Below are 14408 nucleotides of genomic sequence, written 5' to 3' on the forward strand. Positions count from 1 at the left end.
CTCAGTCCTCGGCCCCGGCCTCGGCGGGCGCGTCGGACGTCTCGGCCCCGCCCTCGTCGATCACGGCGTGCAGCGAGAGCTTGCCGCGCGAGTCGATCTCGGCCAGCTCGACCTGGACCTTCTGACCGACGGAGAGGACGTCCTCGACGTTCTCCACGCGCTTGCCGCCGACGAGACGCCGGATCTGGCTGATGTGGAGGAGACCGTCCTTGCCCGGGGAGAGCGACACGAAGGCGCCGAACGTCGTGGTCTTGACGACCGTCCCGACGAACCGCTCACCGACCTCGGGCATGTGCGGGTTGGCGATCGCGTTGATCGCGGCCCGCGCGGCCTCGGCGGACGGACCGTCCACCGCGCCGATGAACACGGTGCCGTCGTCCTCGATGGAGATGTCGGCGCCCGTGTCGTCCTGGATCTGGTTGATCATCTTGCCCTTCGGGCCGATGACCTCGCCGATCTTGTCGACCGGGACCTGGACCGTGATGACGCGGGGCGCCGTCGCGGCCATCTCGTCCGGCGCGTCGATCGCCTCGGCCATGACGCCGAGGATCGTCAGGCGGGCCTCGCGGGCCTGGCCGAGCGCGCCGGCGAGCACCGAGGCGGGGATGCCGTCGAGCTTGGTGTCGAGCTGGATGGCCGTGACGAACTGGCTCGTGCCGGCGACCTTGAAGTCCATGTCGCCGAACGCGTCCTCGGCACCGAGGATGTCGGTGAGCGCCGCGTAGCGCATCTCCCCGTCGACCTCGTCCGAGACCAGGCCCATCGCGATGCCCGCGACCGGAGCCTTGAGCGGCACACCGGCGTTGAGCAGCGAGAGCGTCGAGGCGCACACGGAGCCCATCGACGTCGAGCCGTTGGAGCCGAGCGCCTCGGACACCTGGCGGATCGCGTAGGGGAACTCCTCGCGGCCCGGGAGCACCGGGACGATCGCGCGCTCGGCGAGCGCGCCGTGACCGATCTCGCGGCGCTTCGGGGAGCCGACGCGGCCCGTCTCGCCCGTGGAGTAGGGCGGGAAGTTGTAGTTGTGCATGTAGCGCTTCTTGGTGACGGGCGACAGCGTGTCGAGCTGCTGCTCCATCTTGAGCATGTTGAGCGTCGTGACCCCGAGGATCTGGGTCTCGCCGCGCTCGAACAGCGCGGAGCCGTGGACGCGCGGGAGCACGTCGACCTCGGCGCCGAGCGTGCGGATGTCGCGCAGGCCGCGGCCGTCGATGCGGAAGCCGTCCGTGAGGATCCGGCGGCGGATGATCGACTTGGTGAGCGAGCGGAACGCGGCGGACACCTCCTTGGCGTCCAGGTCACCCTCCGTGGCGAGCGCACCGACGCAGGCGTCGCGGGCGACGTCGAGGGCCGACTCGCGCTCCTGCTTGTCGGCGATGGTGAGGGCGGACTCCAGCGCGGCGCTCGAGTGCGCCGAGACGGCCGCGAAGACCTCGTCCGTGTAGTCGGGGAACAGCGGGAACTCGCGCACCTCCTTCGCGGCGGCGGCGGCCAGCTCCTGCTGCGCGATGCACAGCGCGCGGATGAACGGCTTCGCGGCCTCGAGGCCGCCGGCGACGACGTCCTCGGTCGGGGCCTGCTGGCCCTCGGCGAGGAGCTGGAAGACGTTCTCGGACGCCTCGGCCTCGATCATGGCGATCGCGACGTCGTCACCGACGATGCGGCCGGCCACGACCATCTCGAAGACCGCGCGGGCCGACTCGGAGTAGCGCGGGAACGCGACCCACTGGCCCTCGATGAGCGAGACGCGCACGGCGCCGACCGGGCCGGAGAACGGCAGACCGGAGATCTGCGTCGAGGCGGACGCGGCGTTGATCGCGAGGACGTCGTAGGCGTCGTCCGGGTGGATCGCGAGGATCGTCTCGACGATCTGGACCTCGTTGCGCAGGCCCTTGACGAACAGCGGGCGCAGCGGGCGGTCGATGAGGCGGCACGCGAGGATGGCCTCGGTCGAGGGGCGGCCCTCGCGGCGGAAGAACGAGCCGGGGATCTTGCCGGCGGCGTACTGGCGCTCCTCGACGTCCACCGTCAGCGGGAAGAAGTCGAAGCCCTCGCGGGGGTGCTTGCCGGCGGTGGTCGTCGAGAGGAGGGTCGTCTCCTCGTCGAGCGTCGCCAGGACGGCGCCGGCGGCCTGCTTGGCGAGGCGGCCGGTCTCGAAACGGATGGTGCGGGTGCCGAAACGACCGTTGTCGATCGTCGCCTCGGCGTAGGTGATCTCGGGAGCCTCCACGGCGTCCCCTCCTTCGTCGGGAGTCATCGGCCTCGGCGGAGGTCTTCGATCGAGGCCCACGCCCTGGTGCGCGACCGAGGTCGACGTCCAGGCCCGGGAGCCACTACCGAGGACCGACGACGCGGCTCGATGGCGGTGAGCTGGATATTCAGTTGTGCGTGCGCTCGCGCGGGTGCGCGACGGCACGGATGCACCTCCGGCCCGGACCCACGAGGGGTCCGGGCCGGAGCGCGCGGGTCAGCGGCGAAGACCGAGGCGGTCGCGCAGGACGCGGTAGCGCTCGATGTCGATCTTCTGCATGTAGCCGATGAGGCGGCGACGCTGACCGACGAGGAGCATGAGACCACGACGGCTGTGGTGGTCGTGCTTGTGCTCCTTCAGGTGCTCGGTCAGGTCCTTGATGCGCTGGGTGAGGAGCGCGATCTGCACCTCGGGCGAACCGGTGTCGCCCTCGTGCGTCGCGTACTCGGTGATGATGGACTGCTTCACGGCGGCGTCGAGGGCCACGGTTCTCCTTCGTAGTGATTCGTTGCGCGGCGCTCCCGGGCATGTTCACCGGGGCAGACGGTCCGCGGCCGTTCGTACGGCCCGTCTACCCTAACAGACCTAGCACCTCCAGGGCCTCCGCGCAGTCGGCGTGCATCTGCGCGACCAGCTCCTCGACGCCGGAGAACCGCAGCGTCGGCCGCAGCAGCCGGACGAACTCGACGACGACCTCCTCGCCGTACAGGTCGAGGTCGTCGCGCCCGATGACGTGCGCCTCGACCTGGCGCACCTCGCCGTCGAACGTCGGGTTGGTCCCGATCGAGATCGCGGCCGGGAGCCGGGTCCCGTCGGCCCGGACGAGCCAGCCGGCGTAGACCCCGTCCGCTGGCACCGCGCCCGACGAGGCCGGGTCGAGGTTCGCCGTCGGGAAGCCGAGCTCCCGGCCGCGCGCCTCGCCGTGCACCACCGCGCCGCGCATGAAGTGCGAGCGGCCGAGCACGCCGGCGAGCGCCGTCACGTCACCGGCCTCCAGGAGGTCGCGCGCCCAGGTCGAGGACCAGCGTCGCTCGGTCCGCGGCGCCAGGATGTCGTCGAGGACGACGACGCCGAAGCCGTACCGCTCGCCGAGCTCCGCCATGAGGGAGCGATCGCCGGCGTTGTCTGCGCCGAACCGCACGTCCTCGCCGACGACGACCTCGACGGGGCGCAGGGCCTCCGCGAGGTAGCGACGCACGAACTGCTCGGGGCTCTGCGCGGCGAAGTCGTGGGTGTAGGCGACGACGAGCACGGCGTCGAGGCCGGTCGCCGCCATGAGCTCGAGCTTGTCCGCGAGCCCCGTGAGCTGGGCCGGGGCCTCCTGCGGCCGGTGCAGCAGCGCGGGGTGCGGGTCGAACGTCATGGCGACCGACGTCGCCCCCAGCGCTCGCGCCCGCTCGACCACGTGGTCGAGGAGCTCGCGGTGCCCGGCGTGGACCCCGTCGAAGTTGCCGATCGTCACGACGGTCTTCCCGAGGTCAGTCGGAACACGCCCCAGGCCCTGCCACACCTTCACCGGGACAGTCTCCCATCCCGGCGGGGTCGTCCAGGCGACCGGCATGCGACCACGGTGCGACCGGTGGTCCCGGGTGGGACTACGTTGTTACCGGCCGTCCGGTACGGAACGCGATCGACGGCGCGTCATCGCCGACACCCACGACGCCGAACAGGAGGCAGCATGGCCACCCGAGCCGACGTCGCGGCGCTCGCGGGCGTCTCCGAGAGCACCGTGTCCTACGTCCTGTCCGGCAAGCGACGGATCTCCGCCCCGACGCGGGAGCGGGTCGAGCAGGCGATGGCGACGCTCGGCTACACGAAGAACCCCGTGGCCAGCAGCCTCGCCGGTGGCCGCTCCAACGTCATCGCGTGGCACTACCCGATCGGGGAGCACGGCCTCAGCCTCACGGCGTTCGAGTACCTCTCGGCGGCGTCGGCGGCCGCCGCCGAGCGGCACCACCACCTGCTGCTGTGGACCGGTCCGCTCGAGGACTCCGACGCGCTCAGCCGGCTCGTCGCCACCCAGCTGGTCGACGGGGTCATCCTCACGGAGGTCGTCATGGACGACCCGCGAGTGGCGGCGCTGCGGGCGGGCGGCCTTCCGCTCACGCTCGTCGGGCGGCCGCGGGAGAGCGAGGACCTGGCGTTCGTCGACGCCGACTTCGAGCGGATGGCGAGCCTCGCCCTCGACCACCTGGCCGGGCTGGGTCACGAGCGGCTCGTCTTCCTCGACGCCGACATCGAGCTGCCGCGGATCGGCTACGGGCCGGTGGTACGGATCACCGACGCGCTCACCCGACTCGCCGCCGAGCGCGGGCTGCACCTGGACGTGCTCTCGGCCGGCACGACGGCGGACGACGGTCGCGAGCTCGTCCGCGCCGAGCGGCTCCCGCCTGCGACGGCCGTGCTCGGGTTCAACCCCCTGACCCTCGCGGGCGTCATGGACGGGGTCGCGGCGCAGGGCCGGTCGGTTCCCGACGACCTGTCCGTCCTCGCGCTCGGCGTCACGCCGGCGACGGCGGCGCTCACCAGTCCCCCGCTGGCGACGATCTGCGTCCCGAGCGCCGTCATGGGACAGCGGGCGGTGGCCGTGCTCGGCGACGAGATCGACGGACGCGGCACGCGTCAGGAGCTCGTCGCCCCGACGCTGCACCCCGGGGCCAGCACCGGCCCGGCGCCGCGCGGGTGACCCGGGCAAACGGACACCAGGTCAACCGGGATTCGAGTCGGGGCACCGGCCGCGTCAGCCGCCCGAGCCGACGCTGGCGGCGATCTCCTCGTTCTCGATGACGGCCACGGCCCAGTCGCCCGCACCGCTCACCTGAATGGTGATCTGGTTCACCGGATCGGCGGGGTCGAGGTAGACCCGCTGCCGGTTCGTGACTCCGTCGCAGACCGGTGTGAACGCGTCCTCCGGGCCGTCGGCGGCGTAGACGACGTCGACCACGACGTCGTCCCCGAGACACCGGGCGTGGACGGCGAAGTAAGCGCCGATGCCCGCGATGTCGATCGTCGTCTCGACGGAGCCCCGCCCGCTGACGTCACCCCAGAGGGAGTCGCCTGGATCGAGCTGCCAGTCCTGGTCGTCGAAGATGCCCGGGCTCTCGCCGGTCTCGTCGCCCTGCACGGCGGCACGGTCCGGCCCTGATCCGGTCGGTTGCGGCTCGACTCCCGCGTCACAGGAGGCCGTGGTCAGCGCCAGCAGCGCGAGACCGACCCCGAGCCGCGGCACCGCAGGCCAACGTGCCATCATGGAAACCCTTCGAGCGGGGCCGATACGAGCACATCCATGCCAAACCTATCAGGGATCCTTCGCCGAACGAGAGACGTCACGCGAGACCCTCGGACTGGGCCCAGGCGAGGAAGGCGTCGAGCTCCTCGCGATGCTCGGTGAGGAACTGGCTCTCCAGCTCCCACAGCCCGCGCGTGCTCGCGTCGGCCAGTCCGACCTCCTGCTGGCAGCTCACGTCCGCGGTCGCGGTCTCCCGCTCCCTGGTCTGGAGCGCCTCGTAGGCGGCGCGGTCCGGAAGGCTCGAACCGCCCTCGTCATAGCTGATGACGTTCTCGGCGTCGATCGTGACCCACTCCCGCGGAGTGACGTCCTCCAGCACCTCGACCAGTCCGTCCTGGATGCTGTCGAAGGCGTCGTTCGGCGTCTCGAAGGAGTACCCCAGGTCGGACATGCAGGACGACCACCGCGCCAGCCCCTCCCGCCACTCCGTCGTCTCCACGATGTGGTCCGGGAGCCGCGCCACGAGCGCCAGGACGTCCTGGTGCTCCGGCGGGACGGAGACCTCGAGCTCCGAGGGTGCCGTCGCCCACGCCTCGTGCTCCGCGGCGCCCTCGCAACCGGCTCGGCGCCAGTCGTAGTCGTAGTCGTGATCCTCCGCGACGGCGTCTGCGATCTCTTCCCACATGTCGCCGGAGAGCGCCTTGAAGTACTCCGCCTGGGCCTCCTCCGACAGGGTCGAGAGGTAGAGATCCTGAGGGGTGAGCTCCTCTGCGAGCGTCATGTCGAGCGTGGAGTAGTCGCCGACGATGCCATATCCCCGCCGCTCCGCGAGCGCGAGCTGGTCCGCTGGGTCGAGCGACAGGTCGTCCACCGCGTCGGAGTCCAGGTGGTACTCGAACCCCTGCTCCTTCATGCAGGCGGCGATGGCCTCCTGGACGACGTCCGGTCCCGGTTCGTCGATCGCGCCACCTCCGCCAGCGAGGTCAAGACGGTAGGCCGCGAGCGGGCTCTCACCCGGCCGCTCGCCGCCGGAGTCGCTCGGGCTCTCGGAAGGACCGCTCGGCGAGCACGCGGCGAGCGCTCCCGCAAGGACGAGAGCGCTCGCCGCGACGTCGGGCCGTCGGCTCACGAGCTCGCCTCGGTCTCCTCGTTCGAGACGATTCCGACGGCCCAGTCGCCGACGCCGGCCACGACGACTCGCACCTCGTCGAGCGGGAGTGCGGGATCCACGTGTACCTGTTCTCGCTTCACGGTCCCGTCGCACACGGGCGTGAACACCTCGGAGGCGGCGTCATCGCCGTAGATCACATCCACGACCACATCGTCACCGACGCACTGCGCCCACACGACGACGTCCGAACCGATCTCCGACACGTCGATGGTCACGTCATCGGCACCGCCGCCGGTGACACTCTGAACGAGGGTGTCTCCGGACTCCAGGACCCATGTGGTGATGTCGATCCTGCTCGAGTCGTCATCCGTCGGCTGGACGTCCAGGTCGCGGTCGAGGACAGCGAATGCCCAGTCACCCTCCCCTCGCACGACGAACCGGAGGCTCTCGACCGGGGTCGCGGGATCCAGGAAGACCTGGCGGCGGTTCAGGATCCCATCGCAGTCGGGGCTGAACGGGCCACCGACGACGCCATCACCCTGGTACTCGACGTCGAAGGTCATCTCTCCGTAGCACTGCACGTAGAGGGAGAACGCGTCCTCGAGACCGGGCGTCTCGACCACCTGTTCATGCGACCCGTGTCCGTTCCCGCCCTCGCGCAAGGTCTCGCCCGGCTGGAACCGCCAGTCCGAGTAGTCGAACAGGATCGACGGCTCGGTGGCTGGCGAGGGTGAGGAGTCGGGGGCCGAGGGATGCGGTTCCCGCGCAGGAGAACACGCACTCACCGCGACAACGCCCAGGACGCCCATGGCCACGACCCAGCCACGTCGCGGGACCACGCCTCGGCTCACAGCGTGTAGGTCTTCCACCGCGTCATCGACGGCGCGAACCCGGTCCAGCCGGAGGTCTTGCGAACGGTGGGACGCCAATCCTTGTAGTCGACGGTCGTGATCCTGTTCCCCGCGAACCTCTGCGTGACCACTCCCCGTTCGCAGACCACGGTCCTCCCCCTCGGTACATCGAAGGTCGTGCTCGTCGAGTAGCCGGTTGCCTTCGACCACGAGATACCTCCCGTCACACTCGCCGAGATCTTCGCGAAGATCCACGCCTTGGCCTCGACACCCAGGGTCAGGCTCAACGAGTACGTGACAGTCGAGGAGGTCGTCGCAGTGCACGACGCCGTCATCTTGTTGACCCCTGTGTTCTCGAACGAGTCCCGATACCCGACGACCCATCCCTGAGTGGTCTTGTACGGCGTCGACGAGCACACGGTCTCGCTCCGGTCCGAGTACTGGCGACCGTCGCACGACCCGGCCTGAGCCTGCCCGCTCCCGACGACGCCGAGCACCAGCAACAGCAACGTCGCCAGCACCACGGCGTGGATCCGGCGAGTCTGAATGGCGAACACTATGACCTCCCTGTCGGCCCCCTGCTACGTAAAGATAGCAGCGATTCGACTTTCTCGTCGCCGGGTCGGCCCGGTGTCGACGGGTCGGAGGCGGAACGGGACGGTCGGGGCAGGTGCTCGCGGGTCCGGCTCGGTCGGGCGCGTCAGGCGCCGCGCGGTCGGAGGAAGCGCTCCACGGCCGCGGCCAGCTCGGGCGCCGCGTCCCACGGGACCATGTGACCGACGCCGGCGACGCGCAGGAGCCTGGCGTCCGGCAGCGCGGACACGATGAGGTCGGTGTGCTCGGGCCGGATGACGTCGCGCTCACCCACCACGACGAGGACGGGCTGCGTCACCCGCCGCAGCGCGCCCGCATCGATCTCCGGGTCCCTCGTCATGAGCCCGAGCCGCTCGCTGAGCGAGCCGAGCGGCGCGACCCGCGGCAGGAACCGGGCGCCGACCCGCGAGACGGCGTGCGCGGCCTCGGTCCACAGCAGCGAGAACGGCGCGAGGCCGCCGGGATCGAGGTTCGCCCCGACGATCACGAGCCGGCCGGCCACCCCCGGGTGCCGCAGGGCGAGCTCCAGCGCGATGTTGCCGCCGTCGCTGAAGCCGACGACGGGCGCCCCGGCGAGGCCCAGCCGCGTCAGGACGTCCGCGACGTCGTCGGCCATCCGGACGATCCGCAGCTCGCCGTCCCCGCGCGGCGAGCGCCCGTGTCCGCGCGAGTCGATCCCGACGAGCGTGAAGCGGGGCGCGAGCAGCGGGACGAGGCGGTCGAACACGCGGTGCGACTCGGAGTTCCCGTGCAGCAGGACGAGCGGTGGCCCGTACCCGGCCACGACGACCCACAGGGGCCCGACGAGGTCACCGGGGTGCCGCAGCCGGTCGAGGTCCATGACCCCAGTGTCACCCCGCGCGGGACCGCGTGCGCGAGCCGGCGCACCGGCCGCCGGACCGCGCCGGTCTCACACCGTCTCGATCGTGACCTCGTGCCGCACCGGGACGGCGATCGAGCGCGCGATGAAGCAGTACTCCCCCACGCGGTGGTGCAGCTCCTCGGCGAGGACGGCGTCGGAGGCCGGGTCGATCCGCACGCGGGGACGGAGCGTCACGCTCTCGAACTGACCCGCGCCGCTCGGCTCCTCGACCATGACCCCGGTCGGCCGGTCGACGTACTCGAGGACGACGACACCGGCCGCGGCGGCGAGGCCGAGGTACCAGAGCATGTGGCACTGCGCGATCGAGGCCACGAAGAGCTGCTCCGGGTTCCACCGGGCCGGGTCGCCGCGGAACGCCGGGTCGGAGGAGCCGGCGATCGGGGCCGGCCCGGCGGCCGTCACGGTGTGGTCGCGGGAGTAGGCGCGCGGCGACGTCGTCCCGGATCCGCCCGAGCCCGTCCACTCGATCGTGAGCTCGTACCGGTGCCGTCCCATCGGCCCTCCCTTCCGTCCGCCTCCCGGCGGATCGAGCCTTCGTCGCGTCGCCGCCGTCGGCTATGCGACGCCGTGCACGACCACGGGGCGGGCGAGCAGCTCCCCGCGCCGGGTCTGGTCCTCCAGCACGGCCAGCAGCCGCCCGTCGGGCGCGATCGCCGCGTGCGGGCCGGCCGCACCGGTCGGCGCGAGCCAGCGGCCGTGCCCGAGGTCGACGGCCTCGTCCTCGGTCACGCGGCGCACGGGCATCGCGGCCGCGGCGGCCAGCGCCGGGGTCAGCAGCTCGGGTCGCGCGACGACGGCGCCGTCGGGTCCGAGGCAGGAGGCGAGGTCGATCGCCGCGTCGAGCGTGTAGCCGGCCACCCGGGTGCGGCGCAGCGCCGTGAGGTGGCCGCCCGTGCCGAGGTCCGCGCCGAGGTCGCGCGCGAGCGCGCGGACGTAGGTGCCGGAGGAGCACGTCACGGACACGTCGACGTCGAGGACGGGGGTCGCGTCGTCCGCCGTCGCCGACCGGGTCGCGAGGATCGTGAAGTCCGTGACGCTGACGGGACGCGCGGACAGGGCGACGTCCTCCCCGGCGCGCACGCGCGCGTAGGAGCGTCGGCCGCCGACCTTGATGGCGCTGACGGCGCTCGGCACCTGCTCGATGTCGCCGGTCAGGCGCGCGACCCCCGCCTCGAGCGCCGATCGCTCGACGCCGGACGCGCCGCGCGTCGCCGTGACCTCGCCCTCGGCGTCGTCGGTCACGGTGTCCTGTCCCAACCGGATCGTCGCGAGATACGTCTTGTCCGCCCCGACGACGTAGGTGAGCAGCCGCGTCGAGCGGCCGACCCCGAGCACGAGCACGCCCGTGGCCATCGGGTCGAGCGTCCCCGCGTGGCCGACCTTCTTCGTCCCGAGGATGCGCCGGGCGCGGGCGACGACGTCGTGCGACGTCCAGCCGGCCGGCTTGTCGACGACGAGAAGCCCGTCGGGCGAGGGGGCTCCCCCACCCGACGGGCTTCTCGTCGTGCGTGACTCGTCCAGCGTCAGACCAGCTCGTCGTCCGCGTCGTCGTCCGACGCGTCGTCGGACTCCTCGTCGGCCGCCACGCGATACGGGTCGGCCTCGCCCGCGGGCTGCTTGCCCTCGGCGAGCGCCCGGATCTCGGCGTCGCGCGCCGCAGCGACGCGCAGCGCCTCGGCGATGTCGGCCGCGGTCTGCGGCGTGTGGTCGAGCTGGAAGGTGAGCGTCGGGGTGAACTTGACGCCCGTCTGCTTGCCGACCTCGCTGCGCAGGAGACCCTTGGCGGACTCCAGCGCCGCCGCGGACGCGGTGGCCTGCGCCTCGTCGCCGAGCACCGTGTAGAACACGGTCGCGTGCTGGAGGTCGCCGGTCACCTTGACGCCCGTCACGGTGACGAAGCCGAGCCGCGGATCCTTGATCCGCGTGTCGAGCATCGTCGCGACGATCTCCTTGATCGCCTCACCGAGCCGGATCGCCCGCGAGTTGTCGCTCATGCGGTCCGCTCCTTCTCGCGCATCTCGAACGTCTCGATGACGTCACCCTCGCGGATGTCGTTGAACGAGCCGAGGCCGATACCGCACTCGAAGCCCTCGCGGACCTCGGTGACGTCGTCCTTCTCGCGACGCAGCGACTCGATCTTGAGGTTGTCCCCGACCACGACCCCGTCGCGCAGGACGCGCGCGGCGGCGTTGCGGCGGATGAGACCCGACCGCACGATCGATCCGGCGATGTTCCCGAACTTGGAGCTGCGGAAGATCTGACGGATCTCCGCGGTCCCGAGCTGGACCTCCTCGTAGATCGGCTTGAGCATGCCCTTGAGCGAGTTCTCCACGTCCTCGATCGCCTGGTAGATGATCGAGTAGTAGCGGATGTCGACGCCCTCGCGGTCGGCGAGCTCCGCCACCCGGACGTCCGGGCGCACGTTGAAGCCGATGATGACCGCGTTGTCGACGGTCGCGAGGTTGACGTCGTTCTGCGTGATCGCACCGACACCGCGGTGGATGATCCGCAGCTCGACCTCGTCGCCGACGTCGATCTTGAGCAGCGCGTCCTCGAGGGCCTCGACGGCACCGGATACGTCGCCCTTGAGGACGAGGTTGAGCGTGTCGACCTTGCCCCTCTCGAGCGCCTCGGTGAAGTCCTCGAGGCTCATCCGCTTGCGGCGGCGGGCCAGGAGGGCGGCCCGCTCGGCGGCGTCGCGCTTGTCGGCGATCTGCCGCGCGGTCCGGTCGTCCGGAGCCACGAGGAAGGTGTCGCCGGCGCGCGGCACCGAGGTCAGACCGAGCACCTGCACGGGGCAGGACGGGCCGGCCTGCGCCAGCGCCTCACCGCGGTCGTCGAACATCGCGCGGACGCGGCCGTAGGCCGTTCCCGCGACGATCGCGTCGCCGACGTTGAGCGTCCCGGACTGGACCAGGACGGTCGCGACGGAGCCGCGGCCCTTGTCGAGGTTCGCCTCGATGGCGACGCCGCGCGCGTCCTTGTCCGGGTTCGCCCGCAGGTCGAGGGACGCGTCCGCCGTGAGGAGGACGGCCTCGAGCAGCTCGTCGATACCGGTGCGCTTGAGCGCCGAGATCGGGACGAACATCGTGTCGCCGCCGTAGGCCTCGGCCACCAGGTTGTACTCGGTGAGCTGCTGCATCACCTTGTCCGGGTTGGCCGACTCCTTGTCGATCTTGTTGACGGCCACGACGATCGGCACACCGGCCGCCTGCGCGTGGTTGAGCGCCTCGATCGTCTGGGGCATCACGCCGTCGTCCGCCGCGACCACGAGGATCGCGATGTCCGTGACGTCGGCACCGCGTGCACGCATGGCGGTGAACGCCTCATGACCCGGGGTGTCGATGAACGTGATGGCGCGGTCGGCACCCTCGTGCTCGACGGTGACCTGGTAGGCCCCGATGTGCTGGGTGATGCCGCCGGCCTCGCCCGCGACGACGTCCGAGGAGCGGATCGCGTCGAGGAGCTTGGTCTTTCCGTGGTCGACGTGACCCATGACCGTGACCACCGGGGGCCGCGGCTGCAGGTCCTCGTCGCCCTCGGCCTCGAGCTCCGCGTCCAGGTCGATGTCGAACGACTCGAGCAGCTCGCGGTCCTCGTCCTCCGGGGAGACGATCTCGACCACGTAGCCGAGCTCGCCGCCGAGCGCCTCGAGCGTTCCCTCGTCGAGGGCCTGGGTCACGGTCGCCATCTCACCGAGGTGGAACAGGACGGTGACGAGGCTCGCGGGGTTCGCGTCGATCCGGTCGGCGAAGTCGTTCAGGCTCGCGCCGCGACGGATGCGGACGACCGTCGTGCCGTCTCCGCGGGGAACGGACACGCCGCCGATCGTCGGCGCGGACATCTGCTCGAACTCCTGCCGCTTCGCGCGACGCGACTTGCGAGCGCGGACCGGCTTGCCGCCAGCGCGACCGAAGGCACCCTGGGTGCCGCCGCGACCGCGGCCGCCACCACCGGGACGGCCACCGCCGCCGGTGAAGCCGCCGCCACCGCCGGGAGCGCCACCGCCACCGCCGGGACGGCCGCCGAAGCCACCGCCGCCACCGGGACGACCACGGCCGCCGGGACCGCCCTGGGCGCCGCCGGGGCCGCCCTGACCGCCACGCGCCGGAGCGCCGGGGCGCCCGACGGAGCTGCGTCCGGGCATCGCCGCGGGCGAGGGACGAGGACCGCCGGGACGGGGACCTGCGGCGCCACCGGCGCCACGCGGGCTGCCGGACGCGCCGGGGCCGCCCGTCCCACCCGGGCGGGGACCGCCCGAGCCGCCGGGACGCGGCATGCCCTGCGAGGGCGCGTACGGGTTGTTGCCGGGACGGGCCGAGCTGCCCGGGCGGGGACCGCCCGAGCCGCCGGGACGCGGCATGCCCTGCGAGGGCGCGTACGGGTTGTTGCCGGGACGGGCGTCGCGGTCACCGCGACCGTCACGACCGTCGCGTCCGGAGCTCGGACGGGCGGCCGGGCCGGGACGCGGGCCGGGGGTCGGACCGCCGGGCGTCGCGGAGGCCGCGGACGTCCGGGCGGCGGGTGCCGCCGGCTCCTCGGGGGCTCCGGCGGCCGGGGAGGCCTCGGCCGGCCGGGCGGCGGGAGCCGGTGCCTCGGCCGGAGCCGGGGCGGACGGCTCGGCGTCCGGCGTCGGGGAAGCCGCGGGCGCGCCGGGCTTCGGACCGCCGGACCGGCGGCCGGCGGACGTCGTGGGCTGCGCGGCCGATGGCCTGGCAGCGTCGGGGGTCGGGGCGGGGGACGCCGAGGCGTACTTCTCCCGCAGGCGCCGTTCGACCGGCGCCTCGATGGTCGAGGACGCCGACTTGACGTACTCCCCCATCGTGTTCAGCTCTTCGAGCAGGTTCTTGCTGCTCGTGCCGAGCTCCCGTGCTAGTTCGTGCACGCGGGTCTTGGCCACAACTCTCCTTCTCCGGGTCCACCCGGGGAAGGGGGGACCACGATCAGTGGTTCGAGCTCATTGCTGAGTACTCATCGGGTGCCCATCGGCATGTCATCCCGCTCTCGTTGCTCGTCCTCGCTCGTCCTCCCGGGCGGGAGCCCGAGCGGTGCGTCCTCATCTCTCGCTGCCCGCCGGTCGGTGCTGCGCACCCACCAGCTCGGCCATCCGGCTCACCACGGCGGAGGTGTCGACGGGCGGCTGCAGTCGCAGCGCTCGTGCCACCGCCCCCCGGCGCAGTGCCAGCTCGAGACAGGTCTGCCGCGGATGAAGCCATCCGCCGCGTCCCGGTGCGCTGCGCCTCTCGTCGACCACCACGGTGGCCGGTCCGATCGCCACGAGACGTACCAGGTCGGACCGCGAGTCACGTTCCCGGCAGCCGAGGCAGGTCCGCACCGGCTCGCGACCCGAGCGGGCCGCGCTCCCCCGCGCTCCGGTACGACCGGTGGGTGCGGGGGCTGTGGTGGGACGTGACAGGGGTGCGCCGGGAGATGGGCTCACAGGTCCGGTCATGATCCTACCCCTCGACGGTCCGTGGGTTCGCCGACGA

Annotated in this window: 14 protein-coding genes; 1 reads left to right on the top strand and 13 read right to left on the bottom strand. The window is 72.1% G+C overall.

From position 1 onward, the window contains the following. Position 1 precedes the first annotated feature (1 nt). The 3 genes from EDD28_RS16420 to EDD28_RS16430 form a co-directional block, all read right to left on the bottom strand. A complete protein-coding gene (locus tag EDD28_RS16420) occupies positions 2–2230 on the bottom strand; it encodes a polyribonucleotide nucleotidyltransferase (protein ID WP_123740776.1) in 2229 nt (742 codons plus the stop codon). Positions 2231–2467: 237 nt separating this feature from the next. Continuing rightward, a complete protein-coding gene (gene rpsO, locus EDD28_RS16425; protein ID WP_123740777.1) occupies positions 2468–2737 on the bottom strand; it encodes a 30S ribosomal protein S15 in 270 nt (89 codons plus the stop codon). 85 nt (positions 2738–2822) lie between these two features. Continuing rightward, entirely contained in the window at positions 2823–3767 is a 945-nt protein-coding gene (locus tag EDD28_RS16430) for a bifunctional riboflavin kinase/FAD synthetase (RefSeq protein ID WP_123740778.1), read from the bottom strand. 162 nt (positions 3768–3929) lie between these two features. Between EDD28_RS16430 and EDD28_RS16435 the strand changes: the two genes are divergently transcribed. Continuing rightward, positions 3930–4937: a LacI family DNA-binding transcriptional regulator gene (locus EDD28_RS16435; RefSeq protein ID WP_123740779.1), complete on the top strand. Its 1008-nt coding sequence runs from the start codon at positions 3930–3932 to the stop codon at positions 4935–4937. A gap of 54 nt (positions 4938–4991) precedes the next feature. Here the strand turns inward: EDD28_RS16435 and EDD28_RS16440 are convergent, their stop codons facing one another. From EDD28_RS16440 to EDD28_RS16485, 10 genes are all read right to left on the bottom strand, one after another. After that, entirely contained in the window at positions 4992–5375 is a 384-nt protein-coding gene (locus EDD28_RS16440) for a hypothetical protein (protein WP_148059650.1), read from the bottom strand. A 202-nt stretch (positions 5376–5577) separates the two neighbouring features. Continuing rightward, positions 5578–6609, bottom strand: coding sequence for a hypothetical protein (locus tag EDD28_RS16445; protein ID WP_123740781.1), 1032 nt, complete (start codon positions 6607–6609; stop codon positions 5578–5580). Continuing rightward, positions 6606–7214: a hypothetical protein gene (locus tag EDD28_RS16450; RefSeq protein WP_170169530.1), complete on the bottom strand. Its 609-nt coding sequence runs from the start codon at positions 7212–7214 to the stop codon at positions 6606–6608. The genes EDD28_RS16445 and EDD28_RS16450 overlap by 4 nt, the downstream gene beginning before the upstream one ends. 224 nt (positions 7215–7438) lie before the next feature. After that, positions 7439–7999, bottom strand: coding sequence for a hypothetical protein (locus EDD28_RS16455; protein WP_123740783.1), 561 nt, complete (start codon positions 7997–7999; stop codon positions 7439–7441). A 143-nt stretch (positions 8000–8142) separates the two neighbouring features. After that, a complete protein-coding gene (locus EDD28_RS16460; protein ID WP_123740784.1) occupies positions 8143–8877 on the bottom strand; it encodes an alpha/beta fold hydrolase in 735 nt (244 codons plus the stop codon). Between the two features lie 69 nt (positions 8878–8946). Continuing rightward, positions 8947–9414 (bottom strand): OsmC family protein, encoded by a 468-nt coding sequence (locus tag EDD28_RS16465; protein WP_123740785.1) that lies wholly within the window; start codon positions 9412–9414, stop codon positions 8947–8949. 60 nt (positions 9415–9474) lie between these two features. Beyond that, positions 9475–10446: a tRNA pseudouridine(55) synthase TruB gene (truB, locus tag EDD28_RS16470; protein ID WP_425469990.1), complete on the bottom strand. Its 972-nt coding sequence runs from the start codon at positions 10444–10446 to the stop codon at positions 9475–9477. Next, a complete protein-coding gene (gene rbfA / locus EDD28_RS16475) occupies positions 10443–10913 on the bottom strand; it encodes a 30S ribosome-binding factor RbfA (protein ID WP_123740787.1) in 471 nt (156 codons plus the stop codon). Before rbfA ends, truB begins: the two co-directional genes overlap by 4 nt. Next, a complete protein-coding gene (gene infB, locus EDD28_RS16480) occupies positions 10910–13819 on the bottom strand; it encodes a translation initiation factor IF-2 (protein WP_123740788.1) in 2910 nt (969 codons plus the stop codon). Before infB ends, rbfA begins: the two co-directional genes overlap by 4 nt. 156 nt (positions 13820–13975) lie before the next feature. Further along, positions 13976–14371, bottom strand: a complete 396-nt coding sequence (locus EDD28_RS16485) for a YlxR family protein (protein ID WP_123740789.1) — start codon at positions 14369–14371, stop codon at positions 13976–13978. Between the last annotated feature and the right edge of the window lie 37 nt (positions 14372–14408).

Origin of the sequence: Salana multivorans (genome assembly GCF_003751805.1) — a bacterium.
Classification (GTDB): domain Bacteria; phylum Actinomycetota; class Actinomycetes; order Actinomycetales; family Beutenbergiaceae; genus Salana; species Salana multivorans.

Coding starts and splice junctions, on each gene's coding strand:
- rbfA (WP_123740787.1), bottom strand. CDS start 10,913: ATGAGCGACAACTCGCGGGCGATCCGGCTCGGTGAGGCGATCAAGGAG.
- EDD28_RS16485 (WP_123740789.1), bottom strand. CDS start 14,371: ATGACCGGACCTGTGAGCCCATCTCCCGGCGCACCCCTGTCACGTCCC.
- EDD28_RS16435 (WP_123740779.1), top strand. CDS start 3,930: ATGGCCACCCGAGCCGACGTCGCGGCGCTCGCGGGCGTCTCCGAGAGC.
- EDD28_RS16460 (WP_123740784.1), bottom strand. CDS start 8,877: ATGGACCTCGACCGGCTGCGGCACCCCGGTGACCTCGTCGGGCCCCTG.
- EDD28_RS16465 (WP_123740785.1), bottom strand. CDS start 9,414: ATGGGACGGCACCGGTACGAGCTCACGATCGAGTGGACGGGCTCGGGC.